8 protein-coding genes and 1 pseudogene are annotated in these 14,224 nt (G+C 68.3%); 8 read left to right on the forward strand and 1 reads right to left on the reverse strand.

Translation table 11 applies throughout. The features are described 5' to 3' along the window. Nucleotides 1–52: 52 nt before the first annotated feature. The 4 genes from AC1RR5_RS07300 to AC1RR5_RS07315 all read left to right on the forward strand — a co-directional run bounded on the left by AC1RR5_RS07300 (nucleotide 53) and on the right by AC1RR5_RS07315 (nucleotide 5,980). A complete protein-coding gene (locus AC1RR5_RS07300) occupies nucleotides 53–634 on the forward strand; it encodes an RNA polymerase sigma factor (RefSeq protein WP_492920549.1) in 582 nt (193 codons plus the stop codon). Further along, on the forward strand, nucleotides 598–1,545 hold the full coding sequence (locus AC1RR5_RS07305; protein WP_492920550.1) for a FecR family protein: 948 nt from the start codon (nucleotides 598–600) through the stop codon (nucleotides 1,543–1,545). The genes AC1RR5_RS07300 and AC1RR5_RS07305 overlap by 37 nt, the downstream gene beginning before the upstream one ends. Nucleotides 1,546–1,618: 73 nt before the next feature. Beyond that, nucleotides 1,619–4,423: a TonB-dependent receptor gene (locus tag AC1RR5_RS07310; protein WP_492920551.1), complete on the forward strand. Its 2,805-nt coding sequence runs from the start codon at nucleotides 1,619–1,621 to the stop codon at nucleotides 4,421–4,423. A gap of 93 nt (nucleotides 4,424–4,516) precedes the next feature. Next, a complete protein-coding gene (locus AC1RR5_RS07315; protein ID WP_492920552.1) occupies nucleotides 4,517–5,980 on the forward strand; it encodes a CehA/McbA family metallohydrolase in 1,464 nt (487 codons plus the stop codon). Here the strand turns inward: AC1RR5_RS07315 and AC1RR5_RS07320 are convergent. Further along, the gene (locus AC1RR5_RS07320; RefSeq protein WP_492920554.1) at nucleotides 5,977–8,361 is read right to left on the reverse strand and encodes a TonB-dependent receptor; all 2,385 of its coding nucleotides are present in this window, start codon (nucleotides 8,359–8,361) and stop codon (nucleotides 5,977–5,979) included. The genes AC1RR5_RS07315 and AC1RR5_RS07320 overlap by 4 nt on opposite strands. Nucleotides 8,362–8,799: 438 nt before the next feature. Between AC1RR5_RS07320 and AC1RR5_RS07325 the strand changes: the two genes are divergently transcribed. The 4 genes and pseudogenes from AC1RR5_RS07325 to AC1RR5_RS07340 form a co-directional block, all read left to right on the forward strand. Beyond that, a complete protein-coding gene (locus tag AC1RR5_RS07325; protein WP_492920555.1) occupies nucleotides 8,800–11,484 on the forward strand; it encodes a TonB-dependent receptor in 2,685 nt (894 codons plus the stop codon). 98 nt (nucleotides 11,485–11,582) lie between these two features. Continuing rightward, nucleotides 11,583–12,113 (forward strand): RNA polymerase sigma factor, encoded by a 531-nt coding sequence (locus AC1RR5_RS07330; protein ID WP_492920556.1) that lies wholly within the window; start codon nucleotides 11,583–11,585, stop codon nucleotides 12,111–12,113. A gap of 3 nt (nucleotides 12,114–12,116) precedes the next feature. After that, nucleotides 12,117–13,100, forward strand: a complete 984-nt coding sequence (locus tag AC1RR5_RS07335; RefSeq protein WP_492920558.1) for a FecR family protein — start codon at nucleotides 12,117–12,119, stop codon at nucleotides 13,098–13,100. A gap of 110 nt (nucleotides 13,101–13,210) precedes the next feature. After that, nucleotides 13,211–14,224, forward strand: a pseudogene (locus AC1RR5_RS07340) (hypothetical protein); the annotation flags it as partial.

A 14,224-nucleotide genomic window follows, 5' to 3' on the forward strand; every position in this document is an offset into this window, starting at 1 on the left:
GTTAGTGCAGCGCTTTGAAGGAGTCGGCGCGTCGCCGACGGGACAGGGCGCGATGGCCTGGCTACGTGAGATCGACAAGTGGTTCGCCGAGGCGGTGCTGCCGTCCGCGTCGGTCTATCGCGCCTATGCCCGCAAGCTGACGGGCGACGCGGTCGAGGCTGAGGACCTTGTCCAGGAAGCCTATGCCAAGGTGCTGGGCGTGCCGGACTGGCGACGCCTGGAGCAGCCCGAGCGCTTCGTCCTGACCATCATCCGCAACCTGGCCTTCGAGCGATTTCGCCGGGCCAAGGTGGTGGGCATTCGCCAGATCGGGGTGCTGGAGATGGAAGCCCTGCCAGACCCGGCGCCGGACGCGCATGCTGTGACCAGCGCCCGCGAGGAATTGCTGCGGGTGCTCGACGCGGTCGACCGCCTGCCCGAACAGTGCCGGCGGGTGGTCACTTTACGAAAAATGGAAGGGCTTTCGCCGGGCCAGATAGCGGTTCGGTTGAACTTATCCATCTCTACGGTTGAGAAGCACCTGGCCAAAGGGCTGATGTTGTTGACGAAGGCCCTGGCGGCGAGTGATGGCCGCGGGATCGGGAGTAGAGCGGGTACATGGCGAAAACGGGCGATCAAGACAGAGACGCGCTGATCGCCCAGGCTTCGGAATGGCTGGCGCGTCTGGACGCCGGCCGGGCCGACCCCGCCGAGTTCGAGGCCTGGCGCGACGCCGATCCGCGCCGCGCCGCCGCCTTCGCCGAGGTCGCCGCCGCCTGGAGCAAGCTGGACGCCTTGCGTGACGCCGAGCCGCGTCAGCGGCCGGCGATGAGCCGTCGCGCCTGGATCGGTGGAGGCGTCGCCATGGCCGCCGGGCTCTCCGGCGCGGCCTATCTCGGGCGCGATCAGCTGTTTCGCGCCCGCACGATTACCGGGGTCGGCGAGCGCCGCACCCTGGCTCTGCCCGACGGCAGTTCGGTCGAGCTGAACACCGACACCGAGGTGTTGTGGCGCTTCGATCGCAAGCATCGACGCTTGTGGCTGCAGCGAGGGGAGGTGGCCCTGACCGTCGCCCAGGACGTCCTGCGGCCGTTCGAGTTGTTCACCCAGCAAGGCCTTGCGCGGCTGACGCCCGGCCAGTTCAACGCCCGCCTGCGGCCGGCGGGCCTGGACCTGATCGTCCTGGCCGGCCGCGCGGCGATCGCCACGGCCGCTGGCCAAGCCCAGGCGGTGGTGGAAACCGCGACCGACGCCCGCCAGGCCCTGGCCGTCACCGCCGCCGGCGTAGCCGTGGCCGCCGCGCCCGAGGCCGAGGTCCAGGCCGTGCAGGCCTGGCGACGTGGTGAAATCGTTTTCGAAGGTCAGCGCCTGTCCGATGCGGTCGAGGAATACAATCGTTATCTCGTCCGCAAGCTGGTCATAGAAGACGCCAAGGTCGGCGCCATGCGTCTGGGTGGCCGGTTCCTGACCGACAATCCCGAAACCTTCCTGGAAGCCCTGCGGACGACCTTCGGTCTACGGATCATCGAGGATGGTCCGTCACGAATTCTTCTCAAATCTCGATAGAGGTTTCTCGCGCCCCTTCCATCTTCCCGAGCGAGACGCCGATTTCCGGCGATGACAAGAGGGGCGAAAAACAATGACCAAGACTTGGACGCCGCGCATCGGCGCTCTGCTTCTGGCCACGACTGCGCTGGTCGCCGTCGTTCCGGCCGCCGCTCAGGCCCAGGCCGTCGCGCGGGTGGAGTTCAACATCCCGGCCGGCGACACCGCCCAGGCCCTGAACGCCTTCTCGCGCCAGGCCGGCGTTCAGATCCTGTTCCCCTACGACGTGGCCGCCAAGCACCGCACGAGCGGCCTGCAGGGCGCGTTCGGCCGCGAGGACGCGGTGCGCAAGCTAATCGACGGCAGCGAGCTGGAGATCGCCTCGGCCACCGCCCAGGTCATCACGCTGCGCCAGCGGGGCGCCGGCCCTTTGGCCGCGGGCGCGGCCGCCGCTGACGTGTCGACGGTCGAGGAACTGATCGTCACTTCGCGCGCCGGCTCGGACGCCCGCACCCGCCTGGCGACCAGCTACGCCGTCACCACCATGAACGAAGAGACCCTGCGCCTGCGCTCGCCGATGGGCGTGGCCGACGCGCTGAAGTCGGTGCCCGGCTTCTGGGTCGAGGCCTCGGGCGGCGAGGCCAGCGCCAACATCCGCGCCCGCGGTATCCCGCAGGAAGGCTTCTCGGCCATCGCCCTGCAGGAAGACGGCGCGCCGATCCAGCATGACGGCGGCCTGGGCTATCTGAACGCCGACCAGTCGTTCCGCCTGGACGAGACCATCGACCGCATCGAAGTGGTGCGCGGCGGCCCGTCCTCGATCTTCGCCTCGTACGCGCCGGGCGGCACGGTCAACTTCATCACCCGCAAGGGCGAAACCCAGGAAGGCATCGTCAAGATCCAGGGCAGCGACTACGGCCTCAAGCGCGTCGACGCCTATTACGGCGGTCCAATCGGCGACTGGCGCATGGGTGTCGGCGGCTTCTGGCGCGACGACAAGGGTATCCGCGACCCGGGCTTCACGGCCAACAAGGGCTACCAGGTCCGCGCCTCGATCGGCCGTGACTTCGAGCGCGGCAGCTTCGACTTCAACATCAAGCACCTGGACGACAACGTCATCCTGTTCGCCGGCGTGCCGCTGAAGTTCAACGCCGACGGCCAAGCCAGCGCCGCGCCGGGCTTCGACCCGCTGACCGGCGCCTTGGCCGGGCCGGAGACCAACAAGCTGACCCTGCGCGGCCCCAAGGGGCCGTTCGACTGGGACCTGTCGCGCGGCACCGAGGTCAAGTTGACCCAAGCCACCGCCGAGCTGAAGTACGAGATCGCCGACGGCTGGCATCTGCAGGAGACGCTGCGCTACCGGACCTCGGAGTCCAAGCGTATCGGCCTGTTCCCGAACACCCCGGTGACCGGCGCGGCCCGCATCGCTCAGTACCGCGCGGCCCTGCTGGCGGCGACGCCGGGCGCGACCGACGTGCAACTGCGCTACTCGACCAACCCGAGCGAGGTGTTCAGCACCACCGGCGCGGGCCAGAACGGCAACGGCCTCGTGCTGGACGGTTCGCTGCGTTACGTCTCGGTGCCGCTGGACGAGCTGATCAGCGACACCCGCGTGCTGCATAAGTTCGACTTCGGCGGCCAGACCCACGACGTGGCGTTCGGCTTCTACCGCGCCCATGTCGAGGAGGCCTTCAACCGCTATTCGGCCAACACCCTGCTGGACGTGCGTGAGAACGCTCGCCGCCTGGACCTGGTGGCTGTCGACGCCTCGGGCAAGATCCTGTCCAGCCTGACCGAGAACGGCATCAGCCGTTACGGCGCCGAGTTCGCCAATGGCGACGGCAAGTCCAACACCACGGCCCTGTACCTGACCGACGAGTGGCAGGTGACGCCGGCCCTGCGCATCGACGCCGGCGTGCGCTGGGAGCGGATCGAGTTCGAAGGCCGTAGCGAGCGCACCGCCACCATCAATCTGGGCCTCTCGCCGACCCCGGCTGACGACACCGTGCTGGCTGGCTCGGGCGTCTATGACCGCCTGGACAAAAAGTTCGAGCACAGCGGCTGGACCGTCGGCGCGGACTACCGGATCAACCCGCACATGGGCCTGTTCGCCCGCTACACCTCGGCGTTCCGCCTGCCGTCGCTGGGCGACTACATCACCAACGCCACCAATACATCGCCCTTCATCCAGACGATGGATCTGATGGAAGGCGGCTACAAGCTGACCACCGGCAAGCTGGATCTCTACGCCACGGTCTTCCACACGGCCTATGACGCCCTGAGCTTCGGCAGCCTGGTGTTCAACCCGGCCACCGGAGCCTACGTCTCCCAGACCAGCATCACCGACACTAAGACCCTGGGTCTGGAGCTGGAAGGCACGCTGCGCCCGGTCGCCTGGTTCGACCTGGGCTTCAGCGCCACGGTCCAGGATCCCAAGTTCGGCGACTACAAGTTCGAGGAAGCCTGCACGGTCGCGGCCACCGACCCGATCTGCCAGGTCAAGCCGCCGGCCGGGACCGCCAGCCGCACCCGCGACTTCACGGGCAAGCAGCTGATCCGCGTGCCGAAGACGGCCTTCCGTCTGACGCCCGGTGTGAACCTGCTGGACCGTCGCCTGCGCATCGAGAGCAGCATCGAGCGTTACGGCGACCGCTACTCGGACGCCGCCAACACCCTGAAGCTGTCGGCCTACACCCTGGTGGGCGCCACGGTGCGGTTCAACGTCAACGACAAGCTGTCGGTCTATGCCTACGGCACGAACCTGACCAACGAGCTGGGCCTGACCGAGGGCAACCCCCGCGCCGGCCAGATCATCAGCGGCGAGGCCGGGGCGCTCTACGGCATCGGCCGGCCGGAGTTCGGTCGCGCCTTCAAGGCGGCGCTTCTCTACAAGTTCTAGGGCGCGCCGCCTGACTTTCTTCCCCTGAAACCCATTCCCCTGAACTTGGGGCGGCCGCAGCCTCGGCCGCCCATTCTTTTGTGGACCTCACCCATGCTCCGCTGGCTTGCTCTCGTCCTGCTGCTGATCGCGTCTCCGGCCCTGGCGCAGGAGGGCAAGCCCGACCTTGTCCTGACCGGCGAGATCACCGGCGCCGACCACCAGACCTACAAGCCGGTGACCTTTGACGTCCCGGCGGGTGTCACGCGTCTGTCGGTGGCCTTCGACTACACCGGCCGCGAGAACAGGACGGTGGTGGATCTGGGCCTGCTGGATCCTGTCCGCTTCCGAGGCTGGAGCGGCGGCAACAAGAAGAGCTTCTTCGTCTCGGCCGAGGCGGCGACGGCCAGCTATCTGCCGGGACCGTTGCCGGCCGGGAAATGGACCCTGCTGCTGGGCGTGCCCAATGCGCGGCCGAACTCGAAGGCGACCTACGAGGCCAAGGTCTGGTTCGCGCGGGGACCCGCGCCGCTGCCGGCAACCTTGCCCAAGGCGACGACGCCAGGCTGGTACCGCGGCGACCTGCACATGCACACCGCCCATAGCGACGGCGGCTGCACGACGGGTGAGGCGCCGCGCGCGCCATGTCCGGTCTATCGCACCGTGCTGGCCGCCCAGGCCGCCGGCCTCGACTTCGTCGCGATCACCGACCACAACACCACCAGCCAGGCCGAGGCCCTGGCCGAGCTGCAGCCGTCGTTCCCGGGCCTGCTGCTGATGACTGGCCGCGAGGTCACCACCTTCCAAGGCCACGCCAACGTCTTCGGGCCCACGGCCTTCATCGACTTCCGCCTGGGCTCCAAGACCGTCCCGACCATCCGTAGCCTGCAACAGGCGGTGAAGGCGGCCGGCGGAATCTTCTCGATCAGCCACCCGGCCGTGCCGTCGGGCGAGATGTGCATGGGCTGCGGCTGGACCGCCAAGGACACCGACTTCGACGCGGTCGCCGCCATCGAGGTCGCCAATGGCGGCAACGAGAAGGCGCTGGGCGGCTTCGAGGGCATGCTGTCGGGTGTGCCCTTCTGGGAGGCCCAGCTGAACCAGGGCCGCCGCATCACCGCCATCGGCGGCAGCGACAACCACGACGCCGGCATCCCGCACGACAAGTCCTCGGCCGTTGGTCGCCCGGCCACGGTGATCCACGCCGAGAGTCTCTCGACCGAGGCGCTGCTGGTGGGCCTGAAAGCGGGGCGGGTGTTCATCGACCTGGACGGGACCCGCGACCGGATGCTGGACCTGTCGGCCAGCGTCGGCGACCGGACAGTGGTAATGGGCGGAGCGCTGGCGGCCAAGCCGGGCGAGGCGGTGACCTTCGCAGTAACGCTGGCTGGCGCTGACGCGGCGGGTCTGGAGATCATCCAGGACGGCGCCAAGCTCACTCCATCGATCTCGGACGGCAAGTTCACGGTCCATCTGGGCCCGCGCGCCAGCTGGGTGCGGGTCAATGTCCGCGATGCGGGCGGGCGCCTGCTGATGATCGGCAATCCGATCTATCTGACGCCCGCCGCAAGCCGCTAGTAGCTGGCCCTCAGGGTGAAGGCGACGGCGCGCGCGTCGCCGGGCGTGCCGACCACCAGGCCCGAATTACCCGAGACTACGGTGATGTTCTGCAGGTACTCGGCGTCGAAGGCGTTGCGGACCGACACGAACGCTTCCCAGCCGCTGTCGGACTGGAAGCCGGCGCGCAGGTTGACGATCTCGTAGGCCTTGATCCGGGTGTGGATCGAGTCCGAGCTGTCGGCGAAATAGGCCGAGCGGAAGCTGGCGTCGACGCCGGCATAGGCCTCGCCGGTCTGACGGCCCAGGCTGGTCTTGGCGCGATATTCGGCGCCGGCCGATCCCGCCCACTTCGACAGGCCTGGCAGCGCCTTGCCCGACAGGTCGCAGGCGGCGGTCGAAGAGCCGATCCGTTCCAGCGGGCAGGGGCCGTTGCGGAAGCTGGCATACTTGCCGTCGGTATAGGCGAGGTTGCCGTAGAACTTGAAGCCGCCGATCGAGCGGGTGGAGGTGTCCAGTTCGACGCCGCGCACCTCGACCTTCTCGACATTGGCCAGGTAGCCGCGCAGGGCGCCGGGGCCGCTGTCGACAACGTTGGCCTGGAAGTCCTTCACGTCGGTGACGAAGGCCGCGAGGTTGGCGGTGACCAGGCGGTTGAACCACTGGGTCTTGAGGCCGACGTCGATGGTGGTCAGGCGCTCGGGACGGATCACCGCCGCTTGCTGGGCCGGGAGGCCGGCGCTGGTCAGGGGCAGGGAGGTCATGTTGATCCCGCCCGACTTGTGGCCGCGTGACGCGGTGGCGTAGGCATTGATGTCGGCGTTGATCGCATAGACCGCCGCCACTTGACCCGACCACGAACCGTCGCTGGTCTTGGCCGAGAAGCTCTGCGGCCGGGCGATGCCCAGGCGGCGGTTGACCAGGGTGGTGTCGGTGGTGACCAGGCCGCCGCGCGTGGTCTGGACGTAGACTCCGTCCTTCTTCTCGTGCGTGTAGCGTAGGCCCGGCGTGACGCTGAAGCGGTCGGAGACCTTCCAGGTCAGCTGGCCGAAGCCCGCATAGCTGGTGGTGTCGATGCTGCTGTCGTTGAACACCGTGTAGCCCTCGAGCAGGGCGTCCGGAGAGTTCGTGCCGGGCAGCAGCCAGTACGAGGCGTCGCGGCCGTATTCGGTAACGCCGTGGGTCGTGACGTTCTGGTCGAACCAGTAGAGGCCGACGGTCCAGTCGATCGCGCCGCCGCCATTGTTGGCCAGGCGCAGCTCCTGGCTGTCCTGCTTCTGGTGCGAGGGGTTGTTGGAGCGACGGGTGACGTCCAGGGCGGTGTAGTCGCGGTCGTTGCGCGGCTCCCAGTCCCACTCGCGATGGGCCGACACCGAGGTCAGGGTGAACGCGCCCAGGTCGTATTCGACGATCGCCGACAGGCCGCTGGCCCACTGGTCGGCCTGGATCGGATCATTGATGTCGGAGATCCGGTCATAGGGATTGGTGCTGGCGACCTTGTAGCCGCGCCCGGCGGCCAAGGCCGCGTATTGCTGGGCGGCGGGTTTGAGGGTCTGGCCGACGGTGACATAGACCTGGGTGCAGCACTCGGGCTGCTGGACGCTGTAGTCGCCCGCCAGCTTGACGGTCAGGCGGTCGTTTGGCGTGAACTTCAGCTGGCCGCGATAGCCCGTGCTGGCGCGGGCGTTCTGCCTGGTCCTGCTGATCGGGTTGTAGAGGTCGCCGTCGCGCCAGGTGCCCACGGCCGAGAGGCGGCCGGCCAGCACGCCCCTGATCAGCGGGCCGGCCACGGTGGCCTTCAACTGCCGGAAGTTCAGGCTGCCCACGCTCGCCTCGACGTCCGTTTCGAAGGTCTGGGTCGCGTCGCGCGTGGTGATGTTGAGGGCGCCGGCGGTGGTGTTCTTGCCGAACAGCGTGCCTTGCGGACCGCGCAGCACCTCGATCTGCTGGATGTCGACGAAGTCCAGGGTCGCCGAGCTGGGACGCGAATTATAGACCTGATCGACATAGATGCCGACGCCTTGCTCCAGGCCGTCATTGGCCAGGCCGTAGGAGGCGCCCAGGCCTCGGATCGTCAGGGCGGTGTTGCGGGCGTTCGGCGACAGCACCTGCAGGGTCGGCACCAACTGGGTCAGGGCGACGACGCTGTTGACGCCGGTCTGGGTCAGGGTCTCGGCCGAGGTCACCGTCAGCGCGATCGGCACCGACTGGGCGGTCTCCTCGCGGCGGCGAGCGGTGACGAAGACCTGGCCGACCAGGGCGGCGTCCGCCGACTGCGCGGCGGTGTCGGCGGGCAGGGGCGGGGGCGTCTCGCCGGCCAAGGCCGCGCTCGCCGCGCTGGAGCACAGCAGGGCCAGTAACAGGCGGCGGGAAGGGAAGGTCGCCGAAACACCAGTGATCACGTGTAGCCCCGTTTCAGAACGTTGTTCGATGTGGGGTGGATCAAAACTATACTGAAGCGATGGGATAAATAGAGTTTGCTTCGGCGAGCGTGCAGAATTTCTGCGCAATAACCTTGATGTATCTCAATCGGAGAGCTCTGAAGGCTTGTCGTTGCTTTCATTGGTCTGCGGTTATTGTTGGTGGCGTTTGTTGTTCAAATTCGCTGATCGCTGGAAGTGAAGCTGCTCTTGAGCTCGTCTTCTGTGGTCGATAGCTGTTGATCTGCCCGCGTTCCTGCGAAGCCACACGGATCCGGCCCGACAGCGTTGTCCGCTTGGCTGACGCGCAAATCGCGACATTTTGCTTGCGGACCCGATCGCAAGGCGCGTCGTAAGGGAAAGGAGTCGTCTATTGGACGATCCGCACAGCGGCCGGAGAGTCGCGCAGGGGAGGTGAACATGGATCGGCGCCTCGCTCGCGCTCGTCGCCGCAGGCGTGTCGGGGCTTTGCTGGGCCTGGCCCTGCTGGCGCCCGACACGGCTATGGCCGCCAGCGTCGTTGCGACCTTCGATCAGGACGCCTCCAGTCTCAGCATCGCCCTTCAGCGCCTGGGCCAGGCGACCGGGGAGCAGCTGCTGTACGCTCCCGAACTGACCACCGACCAGCGCGCCCCGGCTCTGCGCGGACGGATGAGCGTGGATCGCGCCTTGAGCCTCCTGCTGGCGCGCACCGACCTGGCGTTCCGCCGCACGCCGTCGGACGTCATCGTCATCTACCGCATCAAGCCCAGCGCCCGTCCGCAGCGCGAGCCCGCGCCCGCTCGGACCGCCCGGGAGATCGAGCCCGTGGTCGGGCTGGAGGCGGTGGTCGTCACCTCGGGCAAGCGGCTGGAGACCCTGGGCCGTTCCGACGCCTCGGTGCAGGCCCTGTCCAGCCAGATGCTGGACCGCGCCGGCGTGCGCGACTTCGACGACCTGACGCGGTTGGCCCCGACCCTGACGATCTCCAAGACCACCCAGCCCGGCAACAACAGCATCAATGTCCGGGGCGTGGGCACCTATTCCTATTCGATCGGCACCGAACCCAGCGTGGTTGTGGTGGTCGACGACGTGCCGCAGGCCTTCCAGGCCATGGCCTTCACCGCCCTGGCCGACGTGCAGCAGGTCGAGATCCTGCGCGGCCCGCAGAGCACCTTGTTTGGCAAGTCGGCCTCAGCGGGCGTCATCTACATCACCACCCGGCCGGCCAGCGACGTCTTCTCGGCCCAGGCCGAGACGATGCTGACCAACGACCACGAGCAGCGCGCGCAGGCGGTGGTAACGGGACCCTTGTCGGACGACCTGAAGTTCCGGCTCTCGGCCGCCTACGGGCGCTATCGCGGCAATGTCTACAACCTCGGGACCCGGCAGTGGCTGAACGGCCAGTCCGACTTCAACCTGCGAGGCAAGCTGGTCTGGACGCCGGGCGTCAACTGGACGATCGCGGTCTCGCCCTATCTGACCCGCACCCTGGCCTCGTGCTGCGTCGGGGCCGACACCTATGTCTCGCCTCAGGCGACGATGGGCCGGGCCGAGATCCCTCGCGAGACCATCCTGCGCGGCATCGTTCCCGGACCCAACAACCGCACCGCCCGCTACGACATCAACGCGCGCGGTAACGCCACGGACAAGGGCGTCAATATCCGCGCGGTCGGGGCCGTGGGCTCCTGGCGGCTGACCGCGATCTCGGCCCTGGATCGCTACTACCTCTACGATCGCCAGGACACCGACGCCACCGACCTGGACTACAGCCTGCAGGACCCCCGGCTGCCGCGCGGCGGGTCGTCCAACGGCGGCTATTTCCGCATCCGCGCCGAGAGCCAGGAGCTGCGCCTGAACAGCCCCACAGGCGGGCGCTGGGACTATGTGAGCGGCGTCTATGTCGGCCACACCAAGGCCCGACGCTACTTCGTGCGGGGCTCCAACAGCCTGGGTGACTACAACGGCCTGCCGTCGCTGCCGACCACCAACAGCACGGCCTATTCGCGCTATATCGCCCGGACCTTCAGCCAGACCTTCGCGGCGTTCGGGCAAGGGGCTTACGCCATCAGCGACCGGCTCTCGATCCTGTCGGGCGCGCGGATCAGCCACGAGAAGATCGGCTACCGCTTCGACGACCTGGGCAATGGCGTCACCTATGGCGCGCCGTCGTGCTCGCGCGCCTCGCCCACCGTGCCGATCGAGACCTGCCACAGCGACACCGCCGTTAGCGGGCGTCTGGGCGTGCAGGGCGTGGTGGCGCCGGACGTCACGGCCTATGCGACCTATTCCACCGGCTACAAGGGGCGGGCCTACGACCTGACCAGCAGCCTGACCACGCGGACGCGGCTGACCTCGGGGCCCTTCGCCGGGCAGCCGGTGGCCGACGCCATCGCCGCCCAGCAGCCGATCGCTTCGGAGACGGTCGAGAACCACGAGATCGGCCTTCGGGCGGTGTCCCCGGACCGGAACCTCAGCTGGAACCTGACGGCCTATCAGGAGCGGTTCTCGGGCTTCCAGGTCCAGAGCCGCGACGACGCCACCGGATTCAACGTCCTCAACAGCGTCGGCAACATGCGGGCCGAGGGTGTGGAGAGCGAGTTCAGCGCTCGCCTGACCCCGCGCCTGACCGTGGCGGGCGCCGCCGCCTACAGCCGGGCGGTCATGCGGGAGTTCGACAGCGCGCCCTGCTATTTCGGCCAGACGGCGGCCCAGGGCTGTGTCGGCGGTCGCCAGGACCTGTCGGGCAAGACCCTGTTCAACGCGCCGCGCTGGTCGCTGACCCTCAACGCCTATTACCAGCGGCCGCTGGGCGCGGACCGGCGACTGGAGGTCAATGCCGGCTATCGCTGGCGCTCGCGCGTCTATTACAGCCTGCTGCAGGACCCGGCCTCGATTGAGCCGGCCTATGGCGTGCTGGACGCCTCGGTCATGCTGGGCGGGCCGGGCTGGCGGGTGACCGGCTTCGTGAGCAACCTGCTGGACCAGCGCTTCGCCGTGACGCGCGGACGAGACGTGCAGTGGAATGTGACGGGCGCCGACGGCCAGCCGGCCTTCGCCACCCACTGGAAGCCGGCGCGCGACAGTGGCCGCCACCTGGGCGTTCGCCTGGCGATGGACTACTGAAAATGAGCACGCGCGCATTGAGGATCGGCTCCGCAAGCGCGTCGGAACCAAAAGGGCGCGGCGAAGATCCGCGCATCAGGGAGGATTTGTCGTAGGCCATGGCCGCGCAGCCAAAACTCGATCCGCGCGAGCAGGCCTTCCTCGAGCGCCTGTCGGAGGCCTATCGCGGGCCGCTGACGGCCTATTTCGAGCGCCGCGTCTATTCGCGTGACGAGGCCGAGGACCTGACGCAGGAGGTGTTCCTGCGCCTGGTGCGACGGCCGGACGGGGCGGCCATCGACAATCCCGAGGCGTTCGTCTTCCGGACGGCGGTCAACCTGCTGCGCGACCGGTCCCGGCGCCAGAAGACGTTCCGCAGCCACCTGAGCGAGACCGAGCTTCGGCAGGATCGCTTTGAGGGTATTTCGCCCGAGCGCGTCTTAAGTGACAGGCAGGCCTTGCAGGCGGCGATGCTGCGATTGTCCGAACTGGACGAGCGCACGCGGGACGCCTTCATCCTGCACCGGCTGGAAGGCTGGAAACATGCCGAGATCGCCAAGGCGTTCGGCGTTTCCGTCAGCTCGGTCGAGAAGTACATCATCAAGGCCCTGGCGCATCTGATGCGCGGGGCCGGTCCGTTTCAGAGCTGAACCTTGTCGAACCCGCTTCAACAGTCCCTGATCGACGAGACCGCCGCCGGCTGGGCCGCGCGGCGGATGGGCGGGACTGCGTCCGACGAGGCCGGCTTCGCGCGCTGGCTGGACCAGGATCCGGCCCATGTCGAGGCCTATGACCGCGCCCAGGCCGTGTGGCGGCTGATGGGCGAGGCGGCTGGAACCGACGACCTGCTGACCGCGCGCCGCGAGGCTCTGGCGCGGGCTCGCGCCGGGCGTGGACGTCGCCCGAACCTGGATCGCCGCTTGATCGCCGCGGGCCTGGTCGCGGCCGTCACCGCGCCGGCGGGCGGCATCTGGTGGCTGCGCCATCGCGGCGGCCAGGACGAGCTGATCCAGACGGCCCTGGGTGAGCAGCGCACCCTGACCCTGTCGGACGGCAGCCGCGTCACCCTGGACGCCCTGAGCGTCATGCGGGTGCGCTACACCGCCTCGGTTCGCTCGATCGATCTGGTCGGCGGGCGCGCCTATTTCGAAGTGGCGCATGACGCCAGCCGGCCGCTGCGGGTGCGCGCCGGGCCGCGCACGGTCACGGCCGTCGGCACGGCCTTCTCGGTCCGTCGCGAGCCGCGCGAGACCACCGTCGTGCTGGCCGAGGGCAAGGTCGCCGTCAGCAATCACGAGAGCGCGGCGACCCTGGCGATGATGATGCCCGGACAGTCGATGCAGATGGTCGACGGCGTGCAGCCGGGCGAGCCTCGCAAGGTCGATCTGGACCGCGCCCTGGCCTGGCGGCGAGGGCAGGTGGTGTTCGACGACGTGGCCCTGGCCGACGCGGCGGCTGAGATGAACCGCTACTCGACCCTGCAGGTGGTGGTCGCCGACGCGCGGCTGCGGTCCCTGCGGATCAGCGGCACGTTCCGCACGGGCGAGAGCCGGGCCTTCGTCGAGGCGGTGCAGTCCTATTTCCCCGTCCGCGCCCAGACCAGCGCCACGACGGTCGAGCTGCATGCCGCGCCCTAGACAGCGCTGCCGCTAAAAAACTTTCGAAATCTTTTGAGGAGGTCGCCGACCAGCGCGTCGGAACGGTCAAGAGCAAGGTCGGAAATGACCACTCGGGGAGGACCGTAGACTTGCACCTGACACCGGTTACCAGCGTAGCGCGCGGCGTTTCGATTTCGGCCCTGATCCTGCTGGGTCTGGGCAGCGTCGCCCAGGCGGCCGAGGCTCCCGGCGCGGCCATCCCCGCCTACGACGTCACGGTCCGCGAGCGCATCCAGCCCCAGACCGAGCAACTGCTGATCAAGCTGGTCAAGGACGGCCGCAAGCTGGAACTGGATGGCCAGCCGGTGTTCAACGGCAGCGACAAGTTCCTGCCCGGCAAGATCGCCCTGGGCCTGGTGGACTTCCTGGTCACCCTGCCGGACAACGATCCGCGCCTGCCGGCCTACCTGGCCGACTTCCGCAAGATCGCCAAGCTGACGGCCGACGACGCCAACGACAGCTGGGGCGCCTACTACTACCTGTCGGCGCTGAACAAGCTGCGCGAGGCGGGCCGTCTGAAGGACGCCGTCGACCCGCTGACCCTGGCCAAGCTGCGCGTGCGGCTGGACTGGCGGATGTTCGTCGACGTCGACAGCTACGCCCTGATCGACCACCCCAACAACTATTACTGCGTGGCCTTCGCCATCGCCCGTCTGCGCACCCGCATGGGCTGGGACGACGGCGCGCCGGCCGAGAAGCTCTACGCCAAGATCGCCGAGCACTACGACCTGTACTCGGGCCAGTACGGCTTCGCCGACGAGACCGACGGGGAAGGGCGCTTCGACCGCTACAGCGTGCTGCTGGCCGGTGAGATCGCCCAGCGCTTCATCGAGACCGGCGGCAAGCCGCCCCAGCAGGTCCTGACCTGGCTGCGCAAGTCGGCCGACGTGATGCTGATGCGCCTGGACGCCGAGGGCCGGGGCTTTGAATACGGCCGCAGCATCGGCCCCTACGGCGAGACGGCCATCATCGAGACCCTGACCGCCGCGGCGGTGCTGGACCTGCTGACTCCGCAGGAGAAGGACTTGGCCTATGCCTATTCCGCCCGCGCCGCCCAGCGCTATGTCGCGTTCTGGCAGGACGCCAAGACCGGTTCGGTGAAC

Source organism: Caulobacter sp. GW821-FHT11E11 (assembly GCF_058808315.1).

Excerpts from the sequence above, each read along its gene's own strand:
- AC1RR5_RS07300 (WP_492920549.1), top strand. The coding sequence starts at position 53 with ATGGCCTGGCTACGTGAGATCGACAAGTGGTTCGCCGAGGCGGTGCTG.
- AC1RR5_RS07305 (WP_492920550.1), top strand. The coding sequence starts at position 598 with ATGGCGAAAACGGGCGATCAAGACAGAGACGCGCTGATCGCCCAGGCT.
- AC1RR5_RS07310 (WP_492920551.1), top strand. The coding sequence starts at position 1,619 with ATGACCAAGACTTGGACGCCGCGCATCGGCGCTCTGCTTCTGGCCACG.
- AC1RR5_RS07315 (WP_492920552.1), top strand. The coding sequence starts at position 4,517 with ATGCTCCGCTGGCTTGCTCTCGTCCTGCTGCTGATCGCGTCTCCGGCC.
- AC1RR5_RS07325 (WP_492920555.1), top strand. The coding sequence starts at position 8,800 with ATGGATCGGCGCCTCGCTCGCGCTCGTCGCCGCAGGCGTGTCGGGGCT.
- AC1RR5_RS07330 (WP_492920556.1), top strand. The coding sequence starts at position 11,583 with ATGGCCGCGCAGCCAAAACTCGATCCGCGCGAGCAGGCCTTCCTCGAG.